This is a genomic window from Candidatus Avoscillospira sp. LCP25S3_F1, assembly GCF_052117125.1.
Classification (GTDB): Bacteria; Bacillota; Clostridia; order Oscillospirales; family Oscillospiraceae; genus Avoscillospira_A.
The window spans coordinates 76,062-92,360 of sequence record NZ_JBQKJT010000009.1 but is presented as its reverse complement, the minus strand read 5'-3'; the positions used below and the strand labels follow the sequence as shown (position 1 = coordinate 92,360).

At 59.5% G+C, this 16,299-nt stretch carries 18 protein-coding genes and 1 riboswitch; of the genes, 8 read left to right on the top strand and 10 right to left on the bottom strand.

Features of this window, described 5'->3' with window-relative positions:
* Both mraZ and ACTQ33_RS09800 read right to left on the bottom strand, forming a co-directional pair.
* Window positions 1-417 carry a division/cell wall cluster transcriptional repressor MraZ gene (mraZ, locus tag ACTQ33_RS09805; protein ID WP_441464314.1) on the bottom strand — a complete coding sequence of 139 codons (417 nt, stop codon included), beginning with the start codon at window positions 415-417 and terminating at the stop codon, window positions 1-3.
* Window positions 418-653: 236 nt separating this feature from the next.
* On the bottom strand, window positions 654-2,528 hold the full coding sequence (locus ACTQ33_RS09800; protein WP_441464312.1) for an ATP-dependent Clp protease ATP-binding subunit: 1,875 nt from the start codon (window positions 2,526-2,528) through the stop codon (window positions 654-656).
* 121 nt (window positions 2,529-2,649) lie between these two features.
* Here ACTQ33_RS09800 and ACTQ33_RS09795 point away from each other — a divergent pair, with 121 nt between their 5' ends.
* The 3 genes from ACTQ33_RS09795 to ACTQ33_RS09785 are packed head-to-tail and all read left to right on the top strand — an operon-like array spanning window position 2,650 to window position 5,031.
* On the top strand, window positions 2,650-3,354 hold the full coding sequence (locus ACTQ33_RS09795; protein ID WP_441464310.1) for a tRNA1(Val) (adenine(37)-N6)-methyltransferase: 705 nt from the start codon (window positions 2,650-2,652) through the stop codon (window positions 3,352-3,354).
* Window positions 3,355-3,375: 21 nt separating this feature from the next.
* Window positions 3,376-4,221 (top strand): 16S rRNA (cytidine(1402)-2'-O)-methyltransferase, encoded by an 846-nt coding sequence (gene rsmI / locus ACTQ33_RS09790; RefSeq protein WP_441464308.1) that lies wholly within the window; start codon window positions 3,376-3,378, stop codon window positions 4,219-4,221.
* A 21-nt stretch (window positions 4,222-4,242) separates the two neighbouring features.
* The gene (locus ACTQ33_RS09785) at window positions 4,243-5,031 is read left to right on the top strand and encodes an arylamine N-acetyltransferase family protein (RefSeq protein WP_441464306.1); all 789 of its coding nucleotides are present in this window, start codon (window positions 4,243-4,245) and stop codon (window positions 5,029-5,031) included.
* A 198-nt stretch (window positions 5,032-5,229) separates the two neighbouring features.
* Here the strand turns inward: ACTQ33_RS09785 and ACTQ33_RS09780 are convergent, their stop codons facing one another.
* From ACTQ33_RS09780 to ACTQ33_RS09745, 8 genes are all read right to left on the bottom strand, one after another.
* Window positions 5,230-6,471, bottom strand: coding sequence for an amidohydrolase family protein (locus ACTQ33_RS09780; protein ID WP_441464304.1), 1,242 nt, complete (start codon window positions 6,469-6,471; stop codon window positions 5,230-5,232).
* A 53-nt stretch (window positions 6,472-6,524) separates the two neighbouring features.
* Window positions 6,525-6,623: riboswitch (purine riboswitch) on the bottom strand.
* Between the two features lie 35 nt (window positions 6,624-6,658).
* Window positions 6,659-7,234 carry a hypothetical protein gene (locus ACTQ33_RS09775; RefSeq protein ID WP_441464303.1) on the bottom strand — a complete coding sequence of 192 codons (576 nt, stop codon included), beginning with the start codon at window positions 7,232-7,234 and terminating at the stop codon, window positions 6,659-6,661.
* Window positions 7,227-7,715: a sigma-70 family RNA polymerase sigma factor gene (locus tag ACTQ33_RS09770; protein WP_441464301.1), complete on the bottom strand. Its 489-nt coding sequence runs from the start codon at window positions 7,713-7,715 to the stop codon at window positions 7,227-7,229. Before ACTQ33_RS09770 ends, ACTQ33_RS09775 begins: the two co-directional genes overlap by 8 nt.
* A 26-nt stretch (window positions 7,716-7,741) precedes the next feature.
* Window positions 7,742-8,098 carry a hypothetical protein gene (locus ACTQ33_RS09765; protein ID WP_441464300.1) on the bottom strand — a complete coding sequence of 119 codons (357 nt, stop codon included), beginning with the start codon at window positions 8,096-8,098 and terminating at the stop codon, window positions 7,742-7,744.
* 123 nt (window positions 8,099-8,221) lie between these two features.
* A complete protein-coding gene (locus ACTQ33_RS09760; RefSeq protein WP_441464298.1) occupies window positions 8,222-9,091 on the bottom strand; it encodes a DUF3298 domain-containing protein in 870 nt (289 codons plus the stop codon).
* Between the two features lie 2 nt (window positions 9,092-9,093).
* Complete coding sequence (locus ACTQ33_RS09755) at window positions 9,094-9,576, bottom strand: RNA polymerase sigma factor (protein WP_441464297.1); 483 nt, start codon at window positions 9,574-9,576, stop codon at window positions 9,094-9,096.
* Complete coding sequence (locus tag ACTQ33_RS09750; protein WP_441464295.1) at window positions 9,518-10,492, bottom strand: GDSL-type esterase/lipase family protein; 975 nt, start codon at window positions 10,490-10,492, stop codon at window positions 9,518-9,520. Before ACTQ33_RS09750 ends, ACTQ33_RS09755 begins: the two co-directional genes overlap by 59 nt.
* Window positions 10,493-10,504: 12 nt before the next feature.
* A complete protein-coding gene (locus ACTQ33_RS09745) occupies window positions 10,505-11,836 on the bottom strand; it encodes an MBOAT family O-acyltransferase (protein ID WP_441464293.1) in 1,332 nt (443 codons plus the stop codon).
* A gap of 185 nt (window positions 11,837-12,021) precedes the next feature.
* Here ACTQ33_RS09745 and ACTQ33_RS09740 point away from each other — a divergent pair, with 185 nt between their 5' ends.
* The 5 genes from ACTQ33_RS09740 to ACTQ33_RS09720 all read left to right on the top strand — a co-directional run bounded on the left by ACTQ33_RS09740 (window position 12,022) and on the right by ACTQ33_RS09720 (window position 16,290).
* Window positions 12,022-12,237 (top strand): FeoA family protein, encoded by a 216-nt coding sequence (locus ACTQ33_RS09740; RefSeq protein WP_441464291.1) that lies wholly within the window; start codon window positions 12,022-12,024, stop codon window positions 12,235-12,237.
* A gap of 116 nt (window positions 12,238-12,353) precedes the next feature.
* On the top strand, window positions 12,354-14,360 hold the full coding sequence (feoB, locus tag ACTQ33_RS09735) for a ferrous iron transporter B (protein WP_441464290.1): 2,007 nt from the start codon (window positions 12,354-12,356) through the stop codon (window positions 14,358-14,360).
* Between the two features lie 26 nt (window positions 14,361-14,386).
* Entirely contained in the window at window positions 14,387-14,563 is a 177-nt protein-coding gene (locus tag ACTQ33_RS09730; protein ID WP_441464288.1) for a FeoB-associated Cys-rich membrane protein, read from the top strand.
* Window positions 14,564-14,946: 383 nt separating this feature from the next.
* Complete coding sequence (locus ACTQ33_RS09725) at window positions 14,947-15,786, top strand: PRD domain-containing protein (protein WP_441464286.1); 840 nt, start codon at window positions 14,947-14,949, stop codon at window positions 15,784-15,786.
* A gap of 12 nt (window positions 15,787-15,798) precedes the next feature.
* The gene (locus ACTQ33_RS09720; protein WP_441464284.1) at window positions 15,799-16,290 is read left to right on the top strand and encodes a PTS sugar transporter subunit IIA; all 492 of its coding nucleotides are present in this window, start codon (window positions 15,799-15,801) and stop codon (window positions 16,288-16,290) included.
* Window positions 16,291-16,299 lie beyond the last annotated feature (9 nt).

The following is a 16,299-nucleotide window of genomic DNA, read 5'->3' as shown; positions in this document are numbered from 1 at the left end:
TCAGAATCCAAGCTCCTCCATGGCTGCCGCCAGATTCTCCGGCGTCAGCGTCTCCTGCTCCAGGGCTTCATAGGCGGCAGAATCCCAAATCTCCGCGTGGCCGCCCTGGCCGATAAATGTCACGTCCTGTCCCAGTCCGGCATACTGCCGCAGCTCGGCGGGCAGGGAGAACCGGCCCTGCTTGTCCGGTTCGCACTTGGCCGCATTGGCAAAGAGAAAGCGCATCTTGCGGGACTGGGAAATGGGCAGGGCGTTATAACGGTCCACAATGGCCTGCCACCCCTCCTCGGTGTACACCGACAGACAGTGATCCAGTCCCAGTGTCACATAGAAGGCGTCGCCAAGCTCCTCCCGGAGCTTGGCTGGAACGAACAATCGGCCTTTGGGGTCCACCGCGTGCTTGTACTTGCCGAACATCGTTCCACCTCCTCCACACTTCTTCCTATCTTTATCATTTTTCTTCCACTTTGCTCCACTCAACTATAATATACAGCGCTAAAACACATTTTGCAATCCCCATACAGAATTTTTGTGATGAAAAATTTGGGATTTTGGGTCGTTTTTTTCGATATTTTCCAATTTTTGAACATATGTTCGATTATGGAGCAAAGTGGAACGCGGTGGCGTTTACCACCGCGTTCCACCGAAAAAAGTCAACGGGTCGGGACTACCTGCAAGGCCCGGTCGCCGTCGGGGGCCACCTCCACCGCCCGGCTGCCCTCCCGCAGCAGCAGGTCCGCCAGCGGGTCCTCCACCTGTCGCTGGATGGCGTGGCGCAGGGCGCGGGCTCCTCCCTCCCGGCCCAGACAGCCGCGGGCCAGGCAGGCCGCCGCGCCGTTGGCCAGACGCACCTGGGTACCGCGGGCACGAGCCCGGCTGGCCGTGTCCTCCAGGAGTTTTTCCGCAATGCCCGTCAGGGCTGTTTCATCCAGGGGCCGGAACTGCGCCACACAGTCGATACGGCCCAAAAACTCCGCCGGAAAGTGGGCCCGGAGACAGTTCTGCACCCGCTCCTCCCGGCTGGACGGCTGAAATCCCAGACCGCCCCGGTGCTGTTCCTCACCGCCCAGGTTGGAGGTCATGACGATGGTGGTGTTTTTAAAGTCCACCGTCCGGCCCAGGGTGTCCGTCAACACGCCGTCCTCCATGATTTGCAGCAGAATGTTGCACACATCCCGATGGGCCTTTTCCAACTCGTCCAGCAGGATCAGGGCATAGGGCTTCCGGCGGACCTTCTCCGTCAGTTCGCCGCCCTCCCCGTGGCCTACATATCCGGGAGGCGCGCCCACCAGGCGGGAGACGCTGTGCTTCTCCATATACTCGCTCATATCCAGGCGGATCATGGCGTCGCTGCTGCCGTAAACCGCCGCTGCCAACGCCTTGCACAATTCCGTCTTGCCCACGCCGGTGGGACCCATGAACAGCAGCGACGCCAGGGGCCGCCGCTGGTCGGCAAGACCCGCCCGGCCCCGCCGGATGGCACGGGCCACGGATTCCACCGCCTGGTCCTGCCCCACGACCCGCTCCTTCAGCGTCGTTTCCAGCATCAGGAGCCGTTGGCGCTCTCCGCCGCTGATCTGTCCCAGGGGAATGCCGGTTCGGGCCGATACGGTTTCCGCCAGATCCTCCGCCGTGACCCGCCGGGGCCGGGTCAACGCCTGCAAGGGCCGGACAATGGCCTGAAGCCGGTCCCGCAGCTCCGCCGCCCGCTCGAACCGTTTCTCCCGGATGGCGGCGTCCAGCTCCTTGCTGATCTGCCGTTCGGCCATCACAGACGGGTCCGGCCGCCGGTGCCCCAGGAGCTTCGTCCGCGCCGCCGCCTCGTCCAACAGGTCCACGGCCTTGTCCGGCAGAAATCGCTCGGTCAGATACCGGCACGACAGGTCCACCGCCGCAGCGATGGCTTCATCGGTGATCTCAATGCGGTGGTGCTTCTCCAGGCCCGGCCGCAGGCCCTGGAGAATCTGCCGGGCCTCCTCCCTGGTGGGTTCCGGCACCGGCACCTGCCGGAACCGCCGGTCCAGTGCCGCATCCTTCTCGATGTGTTTGCGGTACTCCTCCAGTGTAGTGGCGCCGATGACCTGAATCTCCCCGCGGCCCAAGGCGGGCTTCAACAGATTGGAGGCGTCAATGGCCCCTTCGGCGGCGCCGGCCCCCACGATGGTATGGAGTTCATCAATAAAGAGAATCACATTGCCCACCCGGCGCATTTCAGCGATCAAATCCCGGATGCGCTCTTCAAACTCGCCCCGGTATTTGGTACCGGCAATGATGCTGGCCATATCCAGCGACATGAGCCGCTTGCCCCGCAGAATCTCCGGCACCTGTCCCAGGGCCAGACGCTGGGCCAGTCCCTCCACAATGGCCGTCTTGCCCACGCCGGGCTCACCGATGAGGGCCGGGTTGTTCTTCTGCTTGCGGCAGAGGATTTGCAATACGGTTTCGATTTCCCGTTCCCGGCCGATGACCGGTTCCATGGTGGCGGCCTTTTCCACCAGATTGACACAAAATTGATCGACTACTCTCATAAGGCTGCACCTGCTTCCTTCATAATCCATGGAGAGTTTTCCCTATGGGAGGAATTTTATACCTTTGCATTTGTGCCGCCGTATGGTACACTATATCTATTCTGACACAGGAGGGATGGTCATGGCGGAAACTCTGTGGGGCGGTATCACCATGGAAACTGCCGACGCTGTTTTTCCCCTGACCACCGACTCCATGGCCCTGGCCCACTTCGTACGCCTGGGACGGCGGGAGCGGGTCTGCGACCTGGGCTGCGGCGGCGGCACGCTGGGTCTGCTGCTCTGCGGCAAACGGGACGACTGCGCCGTGACCGGTTTGGAGTTGCAGGAGACCGCTGTGGACCTGACGGCCCGAAACATTGCCCGCAACGGATTACAGGCGCGCATGACCGTGCGCCATGGCGATCTGCGGGACATCCGGAATCTGCTGCCCGCCAACGGTTTTACCGCTGTGGTATCCAATCCCCCCTATTTCCCCGCCGGGTCCCGGACCGCGCCGGAGACTGCCAAAGCCGCCGCCCGGTCCCAGGGCCACTGTACGGCGGAGGACCTGTCTCAAGCCGCCGCCTGGCTCTTGTCCACCGGCGGCCGCTTTTCCCTGGTGTACCGGCCCGAAGCCCTCTGTGATCTGTTCTGCGCGCTGCGGAGCGCCAAACTGGAACCGAAGCGTATGCAGCTGGTGCGCCACCGTTCCGGCAGTCCCGTCAGCGTCGTTCTGGTGGAAGCGTTATCCGGCGGCAAACCGGGACTCCGCTGGGAGCCGGAACTGGTCCTGTACCGGGACGACGGCTCCCCCACTGCCGACTGCGCCGCCATTTACCATCTGTGACCTGCAAAGGAGAACTGTACCATGTCCGGTATGTTATATCTGGTCCCCACGCCCATCGGCAACCTGGGAGACCTGTCCGACCGCATTCGGGAAACCCTGTCCCAAGCCGATTTCATCGCCGCCGAGGACACCCGGGTGTCTTTAAAGCTGCTGAACCATCTGGGCTTGAAAAAGCCCCTGGTCAGCTATTTTGAGCACAACTGGGCCGAGAGCGGCCCCCGCATTGTCCAACGGCTTCTGGCAGGCGAAACCTGCGCCCTTGTCACCGATGCCGGTACCCCTGCCATCTCCGACCCCGGCGAGGATTTGGTGGCCCTCTGCGCCCAGGCGGGTATCACCGTCTGCGCTATCCCCGGCCCCTGCGCCGTCATCACGGCCCTGGCCGTTTCGGGACTGCCCACCGGCCGGTTTACCTTTGAAGGGTTCCTCTCCACCAACAAAAAAAGCCGCCGCAGCCATCTGGAACAGCTGCGGGGCGAGACGCGGACCATGGTGTTCTATGAAGCGCCCCACAAGCTGTGCCAGACGCTGGCAGATCTGGCGGACTGCTTCGGCCCCGACCGGCGCATTTCCCTGTGCCGGGAGCTGTCCAAGCTCCACGAGGAAATCCTGCGCATGACTTTGGGGGAGGCCATGGCCTATTATGAGACCCAGCCGCCTCGGGGCGAGTACGTTCTGGTGCTGGAGGGCGCGACAGTCCCCGCCGAACCAGAGGTCACCGTGGACATGGGGGTGGAGCGGGTCCGACAGCTCATGGCCGAGGGTATGCGCCACAAAGACGCGGTCAAGCAGGCGGCCAAGGCCCTGGGGCTTGCCAAAAACGCCCTGTATGAAGCCACTTTGGAAACAGTCACGGAATCGGATTGAAAGAAAGAAGGAACCGCTATTATGTACGAAGCCCTGTACGCCCCTATCCCCGATGTCAACGCCTATCTGGACCGTCTGGGCCTGACCGCTCCCCTGCCGGTGTGCCTGGAAACCCTGGATCAGGTTCTGTTGTCCCATCAGTGCCGGATTCCCTTTGAGAATCTCCAGTGCTTTGAGGAGCATCAGGAGCCGTCTCTGGAAATTCCGGCCATGTTTGACAAAATCATCGTACAGGGCCGCGGCGGCTTCTGCTTCGAACTCAACGCTCTTCTGGAAGCGCTGTTGCAGACGCTGGGCTTTGATGCCTGGTCGGTGACATGCCGCATTGTCCGTGGTAAGGATTTCATTCCGCCCATGCTCCACCGGGGCGTCCTGGTGCAGCTGGACGGACAGCGGTATTACTGCGACGTGGGCTACGGCGGTCCGCAGCCCTCCTTCGCCGTACCCCTGGACGGGCGGCGGGAGAAAAACGGCGAAACCTTCTGGGGAGAATCCCTGGGCAGCGGCTGGTACGCCGTCAGCCGTCTTACCAGTCAGGGTGTGGCCGAGCGGGTCTTTGAATTTCCCGATCAGCGGCAGCCTGCCAGCTATTTCGTCCCCTACAGCTTCTACTGTGCCCGCCATCCCGATTCCCTCTTTGCCCAGCACCGCATTATCAACTTGCGGACCAGAACCGGCTCTCTGGCCCTGACAGATAATACGCTGACGGAGCGGGACGGCGATGCGGTGACGGAAATTCATGCAGACAACAAACAGGCGTTGTCGGACCTGCTGTTGCGGCGCTTCGGTATCCGCTATACCTTTGAATGATTGCAGACACACAAACGGCCCCCGGCGTCCACCCCATCATGGGGTGGCGCCGGGGGCCTTGTCCTTTGGTCTGGAATTGCACCATCTGTGGATGGCGCTTGAATCGATGGAAAATTTCACCCTGTGGGCGGCACGGGGATTTTGCTGGCCATTTACGATTTTTTCAAAACCGAATAAAACTTTACGTTTGTATTCCGGTTATTTGACTTTTCTGCCGTCGGACCAGACGGCCACAATATCCGCCGGTTCCATCTGATATAACGCCCGCTCCAGCCGTTCCTCCGGCGTCCGCTTCGGGTCCATAGCAAAGCGGCTGTCATCCACCACCACAGCGTGGAGTTTTTCTCCCACACCGAAGCCGGGGGCCGCGCCGAAGAACTGCTGTCCCGCCGTGGTCCCCAGATAATATCCTTCCGCCGCCGACAGGGGCGCGTCGCCATGGGTCATCGCCCGGATTTTGGAGGCCCGGATGGAGGCTGTAATGACCTGGGGCATAAACAGCTGTGCGCCGCCGGCGATATCCGAACCCAGGGCCACGCTCACGCCCTCTTGCAGCAGCTGGCGCACCGGAGCTGTGCCGCTGCACAGGTTCAAATTGGAATCGGCACAGTGGACCACCGTCACGCCGTGGTCCCGCATGGCCGTCCGCTCCCGGCGGTCGCTGTGGACACAGTGCGCCATCAGCGTTCGGGGACCCCACAGGCCGTACTTGTGGTATGTCTCCCAATACTGGGCGCAATCGGGGTGCAGCTCCCGGACCCAGGCGATTTCCGCGTCGTTTTCGCTCAGGTGGGACTGGACCGGCAGGCCCCGCTCCCGAGCCAGTCCGCCCAGCCACGCCATCAGCGCATCGGTGCAGGACGGCGTAAAGCGAGGCGTCAAAATGGGCCGGATATGCTGGAATTGTTGGCAGCCATCCAGCCACCGCAGCGTTTCCCGCTTTGATTCCTCTGTTGTCTCCTGGAGGTTGACACCGCCGTTGCGGTCCATGTTGACCTTGCCCACATAGCCCGTGACACCGGCCCGTTCCAGCTCCTCCATCAGCACCAGCGTGGCGTCTGTATGGAGCGAGGAAAACATGGCCACCCGGGTGGTACCCCCGTCAATCAGCGCCTTTGCCAGTCGCTCATAGACCGACCGGGCGTATTTCAGGTCCGCAAACTGTGCTTCCAGTGGGAATGTATAGGTGTTGAGCCAGTCCAGCAAGGGCAAATCCATGCCCATGCCCACCTGGGGAAACTGGGGACCATGGAGATGCAGGTCGGAGAAGGATTGCAGAATCAGCCGGTCTCCATAATCCGTCACCGGCTCCTTGCCCCCGGGCAATTCCGGCAGACAGTCCAAAACGGCGCCCTGTTCATCCAGCCGCAGGCAGCCTCCGGGCAGACAGGTCAGTTTTCCCAGTTCTGTAGTCGTTACGATGGTTCCTCGCAGGATCATTGTGTAGCCCTCCTTTTTGATGAAAAACAAAATGTGCGCCCGACAGGCATACTTCTACCCTGTCGGACACACATAGGAAAGCCTTGGGCGGCTTTGTAGAGACTCCCGCGCCAGATCAGCAGGATTATATGTGTATGCACGATTTGTTTTTTATAGTATACCACAGCTCCGCCGAAGATGCAAGGCATCACCAGTCCTGCCCGTGGCGGTGCTGCTGGCCGCCTCCATTGTGGCCGTTGTTGTGGCCCCCTGTGGTCCCGCTATCGTCGTAGGTCCCATCGGCGCTGCTGCCGTCGTCCGCCGCATTGCCCCATCCGTGGCAGTAGGCCTTACCGCCGGAACAGCGCTCCACCGCATCGGAAATGGCGGCGCACTGTCCCGGATCGCCGTCCACGGCAACTGCCACGTTTTCCATGGGACACTCCGCAAAGATGGCGGTCAGCGCCTCATCATAGGTCTGATGGTAAATGTCTGCTTCCGTACCCGTGGCGGAAACCACCCGGCCGAACCGGTTGACCTCCAACTCCACCGTCTCCGGCAGATCAATGCGCACCGTGGCCGTGGGAGTGGCGTAAACCTGGTAGCCTCCCAGGCCTCCCAGAATCACCAGGGCACAGGTCGCTGCCGCCGCCCAGCGGCGCACCGGATGGGCGGTCCTGCGGCGGGCCGACAGCTCTTGCGTGACAGCAGCCACAGTCCGGGCTTTCAGCGCCTCGTCGGCCTGAACTGCGTCGAACGCTTCAAATATCATACGCTCATCCATGGCCGTCCTCCTCCCCTTCCAGCTTCCGTTTCAACTGCTCCCTGGCACGGCGCAGCAGCGTATAGACGGAGTTTTCATTCTTGTGTAAAATCGTCCCCATCTCCGCCGCCGTGTAGCCCTCGTAGTAGTGGAGGTACACCACCTCCCGGTACTTGGACGGCAACGACAGAACGGCCTCCAGCACCTCTCGGTGCTGGGGGTCGTAGACGGCGGCCTCATTCAAAGCCGTCTCCAGTGGCACGGTCCGCCGCCGAAAGGCGCTTTTCAGCAGATCTTTGCAGGCATTGATGGTGACGCGGATAATCCACGCCCGCTCCTGCTCCCCGTTGGAAAGACCGGTCCCATGGAGGAAGTATTGGAGGAAGACCGTCTGGAAAATGTCCTCTGTGTCCGCCTCATTTTTCAAATACACCATGCAGAGCCGTCGAACTGTGGAGCCATACCGCTCCACCGCCGCCTGCACGGCCTGTTCCCGTTCCATGGAACCGCCTCTTTCCCCGTTTTACCTTATGCCCAGCAGCCTCCCCGGTGGCAGCCGGCACCAGTGCCGTAATTGTCACAGACACCGTCACCGTTGGCATCCACATAGTACCGACCGGTACCCGTGCCGTAGTTGTCGCACACACCGTCGCCATCGGCATCCACATAGTAGTGACCAACACCGGTGCCATAATAGTCGCACACACCGTCACCGTTGGCGTCCACATGGTACCGGCTTACACCGGTGCCGTAGTAATCGCAGACTCCGTCGCCGTTGGCATCCACATAATTGCCGCCTCGAGCGTGGCCACCCCGAGCCATAGCGGTGGTCGCCAATCCGGCCACCATCAGGACTGCAAAAAACATAGTGATCATTCGTTTCATAAAAAATCCCTCCGTTGTTTTTTTGTGGTTTCACCTTAAATACGACGGAGGGCAGCAAAACCGTTCACTGTTTTAAAAAAATTTTTTTAAACAGTGCCACAGGTTTAAAATGCGGTGTCGCCTTTATGGCCGGTACAGCAGGTGTTCGTACAGGTCCGGGTTCTCCAGGGTAAACTCCGGGCTGCCGGTGGTACCGGGGCCCACCTCGTACTTGTCAAAGGGAATGACAATCTTCCCGTCCCCGTTGAAGTAAAAATCCTGTTCCGGGTCGATGGCGTCAAAATACCACGTCCCCAGTTCATTGACGCCCTCCAGCCAGTAGGATTCGCCGGGATTGTCCGCCATGCGCTGGGCCATCTGCACTTTTAATTCATCGCTGATGGCGGTCACATAGTCGTAATCCGACGGGAACAGGTCCGACAGCGTCTTCTGCTCTCCCGTGGCCACGTCAATGTGGTAGTGCTGCTCCTGATGATTGCCGGAGGCCATGACGCAGTCGGTGGAAATCCGCAGGGTAAACCAATGCTCCGTATTGGTCACCACCGCCCAGGTCACATCCAGATTGAAATAGCCGTCGGCCTGGGCCTGGCTTTCAAATTCGGCGATGAGCTGGTCGGTGTACGTCTCCACCTGATCGTTAATGGCTTCCGCTCCCGCGCTGTCGGTCTCATCGAGAATCTGCGGCACGTCGATGGACACATGATTCTTGCCCTCCTCCACTGAATAGGTGCGGAAGGTCACGGCCTGGAACAGTTCGCCCACCACCGGCAGCGCGCCCAGCGTCTCGGCCATGGCGGCGCTGGTGTTGGGCAGGGCCACCGTCACGGCCACCGCCGCCGCCAGACCCGCTCCCAGCAGATGCCGCCAAGTACCGCGGTGGGACGGCCTGGACGGCAGATTGTCCAGCGTCTCCCGGACCCGGCGGGAAAATCCCTCCGGCACGCCGTCGCCTTCGGCTTCGGCACGCCGTTTCAGTTCCTCGTCAAATCCCATATTCATCCCTCCAACAGTTCCCGCAGGCGCTTGCGCGCCCGGGACAGTCTCGTTTTCACATTGGCTTCCGATATGCGCAGGATGGACCCGATTTCCCGGGCCGAAAATCCCTCATAATAATACAGCACCACCACGGACCGCAGCTGCTCGCTGAGGTCGCAGACCGCCTGCCACAAATCCTGATGCTCCTCACTGAGGACCGGGGCCTCCGGCTCCGGCAAGGCGTCGGACTCCAAAAAACGCTGCCGCTGTCGCAGGATGGTGTAACACTCATTGGTCAGAATGCGCAGAATCCACGGTTTGAACCGGTCCCGCCGCCGCAGGGTATGGAGCTTTTCATAGGCGATGCAGATGGTTTCCTGGGCGGCGTCGGCAGCGTCGTCGCCGTTGCTCAGAATGCTCATGGCCAGTCGGTACATGGCCGGTTCACAGGCCTGCACCTGGGCTGTGAACCACTTGATCTCCTCCAACAGTTGTTTCCTCATTTCTGATGATTCCGTGCTCCCGGAGCCAGTCGGCCCAGAGCGTATACCCGGCGGCGTAAGGGTGGACCCCGTCGCCGGTCATGTCGTCTTTTAAATAGCCCTCCGCGTCGCAAAATACCGGGTTGGCATCCAGATAGAAGCTGTGCTCCCCATCTGTCATGGCTTTGATCTCCGCCTCCAGGCGGCACAGATTCTCCATGGTCAGCCAGGAAGTCCCCGCCGACGCCGTCCGGGTCACATGCAGATTGGCGCACAGCAGCAGGTCTGCCTGGGGCTGTAACTTTTGGATGGTGGACACGGTGGATTGATATTGGCGCAACAGACTGTCCATGGGATAGCCCAGCTCATTGATGCCCAACATTACATATATCTTACCATACGACCGGTTGGAAAGTAAGGTCTCCAATGTCTGCTGTTCCAAATTTGTATCCGACAGGGCCTTGTCCCACAGGTTGAACACCGTCAGCCCCACGTCGGCAAAGTAATCGGCCTGCCCCAGGCGGCCATACTGACTCAGACCCACGGTGCGGGAATCCCCAATGAACAGTACATCGTCAAAATAACTGTCCTCCACAGGGCCGAAGGTGACCGCCGGCGGTTCTTCTGTCTGGACTTCCAACTGGTCTGCATCAGTGTGCACCTCCGGCGTCGGGGCGATGGATGGAATGCGGCTGCCTGACGGCGTCTCCTTGGGTTTGGCTAATGTTTCCGTGTCGTTCACCGGCGGCGTCACCTTTGGTACGCGCAGCAGCGTCGGGTCCGCCAGGACCATCAGCGGCACGGCCACCGCCGGGCCGGATTGCAGCTGCCGCACCTCTCTGCCAACGGTGCAGCGGATCGCCATGCCGATGGCGGCCATCATCGCCGAGGAGACCAGCAGCACAGCCAACAGCGTTAAAGGGTGTCTTGTACGCAAAATGGGCACCTCCTAAAAGCTGAAATAGAGGAATGGATCGTTCTGGCCCGCCGCCATGACATAGGCTGCCGCCCAGAAAGCGATCACCAGCACAACCGTTCCGAAGGCCGTTCGCTGAAGCCGCCGCCACAGGCGCTCGGGATAGGGCGTCGCCAGCAAACTGCCCACCAGCAGATACCCGCCGTACTGTTGCAGATGCCGCTGGAAATCCGGGGCGCTCCAGGAATATTCCGTCAAAAGCCGTCCGGCAAAGGTCCACAGCTGGTGCAGATTTGGAATGGCAAACAGCATCCAGGTCAGCAGACAGGCCGGAATCAGATAGAACCGGCACAAAATGCCGTGGCGCCGCAGAAATGCGCCGGTCCAGCGTTTTTCCAGCACAATCAGCCCGAACAGCGACAGGCCCCAAAGGAGATAGTTGATTGTGGAGCCGTGCCACAGAGCTGTGCAAAGCCAGACGATGAGCAGATTCCGGGTAAGCTGCCTATTGCCGCACCGGCTGCCGCCCAGTGGAATATAGATATACTCCCGGAACCAGGCGCCCAGTGTGATGTGCCATCGTCTCCAAAAATCGGTCATGGTCCGGGCCGCGTAGGGGTGGTCGAAATTCTCCGGCAAATGATAGCCCAGCATATGGCCCACGCCCACAGCCATCTTGGAATAGCCGTAGAAATCGAAGTACAGCTGTAGAGAAAACGCCGCCAGACCCAGCCAGGCCAGCGGAGCCGATACACTTTCATAGCCGATATTGCCCAACTGCCGCCACAGGCCGCCCAACTGATCCGCCAGCAGCAATTTCAGGCCCAGACCCCAGATAAACTCCCGCAGTCCCAGGTTGAAGTTGCTCATGCGGCAGCAAGGCCGCCGGACCGCCGTCAGAGGCGTGATGGGACCTGACAGCAGTTTGGGAAACAGCAGAATGCCGTTGGCAACCCGCAGAGGGTTCCAGTCGGCGGGGCCTTTTCTTCTGGCCACGTCCGCCAGATACGCCGCCATGGTAAAGGTATAGAAGCTGATGCCCAAGGGCAGCGGCAGAGGCGATTCCGTAAACAGGCCCATATATTTAAAGAAGAGCAGCGTTCCAAACAGAACCATCCAGGAGAGGGCCAGGAGCGTTCCGGCCCAGGCCCTATGCCAGGCCATGATCACAGCGGCTCCATACGTCCAGGCCAACAATCCCAGCAGCAGGCCCATCATCCATGGGTTGCTCCGCACCCCCCACCAGTAGAAACACAAGCTGCCCAGGAGCATCGTCACGCCCCGGACTTTGGCTGGCGTGATATAATAGGCGGCCAGCATGGCCGGTAAAAACAGAAATACAAATTCCAAACTGCTGAATGCCATCCGGTTCTTCCATCCAATCTTCGTTGTCTCTGTTCTATAGATGGACAAAGACGGCAAAAGGTGACAATATTTTTTGAGTTAGTTGAATCAAACTTTTTTTCGCCGCCCTATTGACACCACACACCGGTTATGGTACCATAACTCACAGTTAATGAACACTAACCAAACGAAAGGCGGTGTTTCCTATGAATTTGACCCGTGCCGCAGAGGGACAGGAGTATATTGTCCGGCAGATTGTCACCGACGATCCTGAACTGGATGCCTTTCTCTTCTCCCTGGGCTGCTATAGCGGCGAACCCGTCACCGTCATCTCGCATCTGAAAGGCGGCTGTGTCATCTCCATCAAGGACGGCCGGTACACCATTGACCGGGATCTGGCGTCGGCCATTGAAGTCCAATAACTGTTTTTTCTTCGGTGCCGTCTGCGGGCGGCGCCAAAAAAACACCACTAAAGTTAGCGGCGGTTAACTATAAACCGTTCCCCCTATCAAATACCAGCAGAAAAGAGGAATTGTCTATGAGAATTGCATTGGCAGGCAACCCCAACAGCGGCAAGACCACCATGTACAACGCCCTGACTGGGCGCAACGAAAAGGTGGGCAACTGGGCCGGCGTCACCGTGGACAAAAAGGAAAGCCCCATCAAATCCCAGTACCGCCGAAGCGGTCAGGAACTCCTTGCCGTGGACTTGCCCGGCGCGTATTCCATGTCTCCCTTCACCTCGGAAGAGAGCATCACCAGCAGCTATGTCAAGAATGAGCATCCCGACGCCATCATCAACATTGTGGACGCCACCAATCTGAGCCGCAGTCTGTTCTTCACCACCCAGCTGCTGGAGCTGGGCATCCCCTTGGTGGTGGCCCTCAACAAAAGCGACATCAACAGCAAAAAGGGAACGAAAATCGATGTGGAAAAGCTGTCTCAGCAGCTGGGCTGCCCTGTGGTGGAAACCGTTTCCACCACCGCCGACGGTCTTCTCGACCTGGTGACCGTGGCCGCCTCCCTGGCCGGAAAAAAGCAGAAAGCGCCCTATTCCCAGGGGAATGTGGATTTGACCGACAAGCACGCCGTGGAGCAGGCGGACCGCCAACGCTTTGCCTTTGTCAACGGCATTGTCAAGGACGTGGAGACCCGCAAGGTCCTGACCCGGCAGAAAAACTCCCAGGACAAACTCGACAATATCCTCACCAACCGCTGGCTGGGCATCCCCATTTTTGCGCTGGTCATGTTCCTGGTGTTCCAGATTTCCCAGACCTGGGTTGGCCCCTGGATCGCCGACACCCTGGTGGGCCGGATCAACTCCTTCCAGGGCCACGTCAGTGAACTGCTGGCCGACGCCAATCCCTTGCTGACAGCCCTGCTGGCCGATGGTATCATCGGCGGTGTGGGCGCCGTGGTGGGTTTCCTCCCCCTGGTTATGATCATGTACTTCCTCATCGCCCTGCTGGAGGACTGCGGCTACATGTCCCGCGTCTCGGTGGTGCTGGACCCCATCTTTAAAAAGGTCGGTCTCTCCGGCAAGTCAGTCATTCCCTTTGTCATCGGCACCGGCTGCGCCATCCCCGGTGTCATGGCCAGCCGCACCATCCGCAATGAGCGCGAGCGCCGCGCCACCGCCATGTTGACCCCCTTTATGCCCTGCGGCGCAAAAATTCCCGTCATTGCCCTGTTCGCCGGTGCGTTCTTCGATGACGCCGGTTGGGTCAGCTTCACCATGTACTGCTCCGGCATCGTCCTGATCTTCCTGGGCGCGCTGCTGGTCAACAAAATCACCGGCTACAAGAACCGCAAGTCCTTCTTCATCATCGAACTGCCCGAATACAAGACCCCTTCCCTGCTCTTTGCCTTCAAGGCCATGTGCGCCCGGGGCTGGGCCTACATCGTAAAGGCCGCTACCATCATTCTCCTGTGCAACACGGCGGTCCATATCATGCAGACCTTCAACTGGAGTTTCCAGGTGGCAGAATCCGCTGACCGTTCCATTCTGGCTTCCATCGCCGGTCCTTTCGCTTACCTGCTGGTGCCCATTGTGGGCGTTCTCTCCTGGCAGCTGGCCGCCGCCGCCGTCACCGGCTTCATCGCCAAGGAAAACGTGGTGGGCACCCTGGCCGTCTGCTTTGTGGGGTTGCAGAACCTCATTGACACCGACGAACTGGCCATGATGGAAGGTTCCGGCGCGGAAATTGCCGGTATCATTGCCATCACCAAGGTGGCTGCCCTGGCCTATTTGATGTTCAACCTGTACACGCCCCCCTGCTTCGCCGCCATCGGCGCCATGAACTCCGAAATGAAGAGCGCCAAATGGCTGTGGGGCGGCATCGGATTGCAGCTGGCCACCGGCTACACTGTGGCGTTCCTGGTCTATCAGATCGGTACGCTCATCACCACCGGTTCCATGGGCGTGGCATTCCTCCCCGGCCTCATCGCCGTGCTGCTTATGGCCGCCATCGTCGTGTACCTGTGCAGAAAAGCCGACCGGGACCTGGTACGGGAATACGCCCTGGGCGCCAAAGCATCATTTTAGACAGCTATGAAAGGCGGTAGATTTTTATGACAGATGTGATGATCATTGCCATACTGGCGGTCATTTTGATTGCGGCAGCACGCTATGTGTACCGGGCCAAAAAGAATCACGCCCCATGCATCGGCTGCTCCGGCTGCTGCAGTCACTCCAAAACCGGGAGCGAGTCCAGCTGCTGCGGCTGCCACTCTCATACCAATTCCTAAACGCACAACATGCCCGGGCCGCTTCCTGCGGCCCGGACTTTGTGCCTGTGTCAGAGGCGGAGCGATCATTCCACAGGCTAAAGCATTGCTTCGATATAGTTTTTCCTAATTGTTACCATCAAATTTAGTCAATCTTAACAATTTATTTACAGTTAATTTGTGATTCGTTCTAAATTTGTGAAACCTTTCCCAAAGCGATTGACAACGTTTCCATTTCTTTGTAATATTTGAACAGAAGCTTGGATTGTTACCGCGCAAGCGGGCAAAACCGGGACTCGCCAAAAAGGATGATCAGGCATTGCCATGGGCATTTGCGTTCAGGATCACCATGGGCGGGGCCTGGTTTTTTTCTTTCTCCGCGGGAGATTGGGAGGCGATCTACTTTGGAATTCCAAATCTTGAAGACCATCAACAACAACATCGTCAGCTGTCTCGACCCCCAGGGCCGGGAACACATTCTCATGGGCCGCGGCCTGGGCTTTGGACGCAAAGCCGGGCAGACCATCGGCCAGGACCAGGTGGAGAAGATCTTCTCCATCACCGACGAGGCCAATCTGGAGCGGTTCAAGGAACTGCTCTCCCGACTGCCCCGGCGGCAGGTGGAGTTCTGCACAGAGTTGATCCCATACGCCTGTCATGTTCTGGGCCACTCCCTCAACGAAAGCGTCTGCTACACCCTCTGCGATCACATCTGCTTCGCCATTGAACGGGTGAAAAACGGCATGGCGTTTACCAACGCCCTCCACACGGAGGTGCGGCTGTTCTATCCCCGGGAATACGGCGTAGGCTCCTATGCCGTGTCCGAAATCGCCCGCCGCTTTCAGGTCCAGCTGCCGGAGGACGAAGCCGCTTCCATTGCGCTGCATCTGGTCAACGCCGAGTACGTCACCTCCTTCGGCATCACCATGCAGGTGACCCAGGCCCTGGGCGAGATGGTGCAGCTCCTGCGCACCTCCGCCGAATTTGATCTGGATGAGACATCCATCTATTTCAATGAATTTCTCATTCACCTGAAATTCCTGGCGCTGAGCCTCTTCTCCCACTACGAGGAGACGGTGTCCGACAATCCCTTTTTTGACTCTGTGGCCGCGGCCCTGCCGCTGGAATACCACTGGGCCGGAGTCCTGACCGAAAACCTGGAGCAGGCCAGCGGTCAGAAGCTGACACAGCAGCAAAAAGCATATCTGGCCATCAATCTCCATCGAATTCATCCGACGAAATGAGGTAATACCAAAATGGGTATCTTCGACAAACTTTTCCACAAACCCCAGTCCGAACACCCCGTGATCACCGCCCCTGTGACCGGTACCGCCGTCGCCCTGCAGGAGGTCAACGACCCCACCTTCAGCCAGGAGATTCTGGGCAAGGGCATCGCCATCCGTCCCACCGGAGGCCAGATCGTGGCCCCCTGCGACGGCAAGGTGGATATGATGTTCGACACGGGCCATGCCGTCAGCCTCATCAGCAGCAACGGCATGGAAATCCTGATTCATGTGGGTCTCGAGACCGTGCAGCTCAAGGGCAAGCACTACACCACCCATGCCAAGACCGGCGACACCGTCAAGCGGGGCCAGCCCCTGATCTCCTTTGACCGGGAAGCCATCGCCGCCGAGGGCTATGACCTCATCACCCCCATCGTTCTGTGCAACTCCGACCGCTTCCCCATTTTGCAGGCCCATCTCGGCGCCGTCTCTGCCGGCGATCCCCTGCTGACCATTGACGGCTGAGCATGGGAG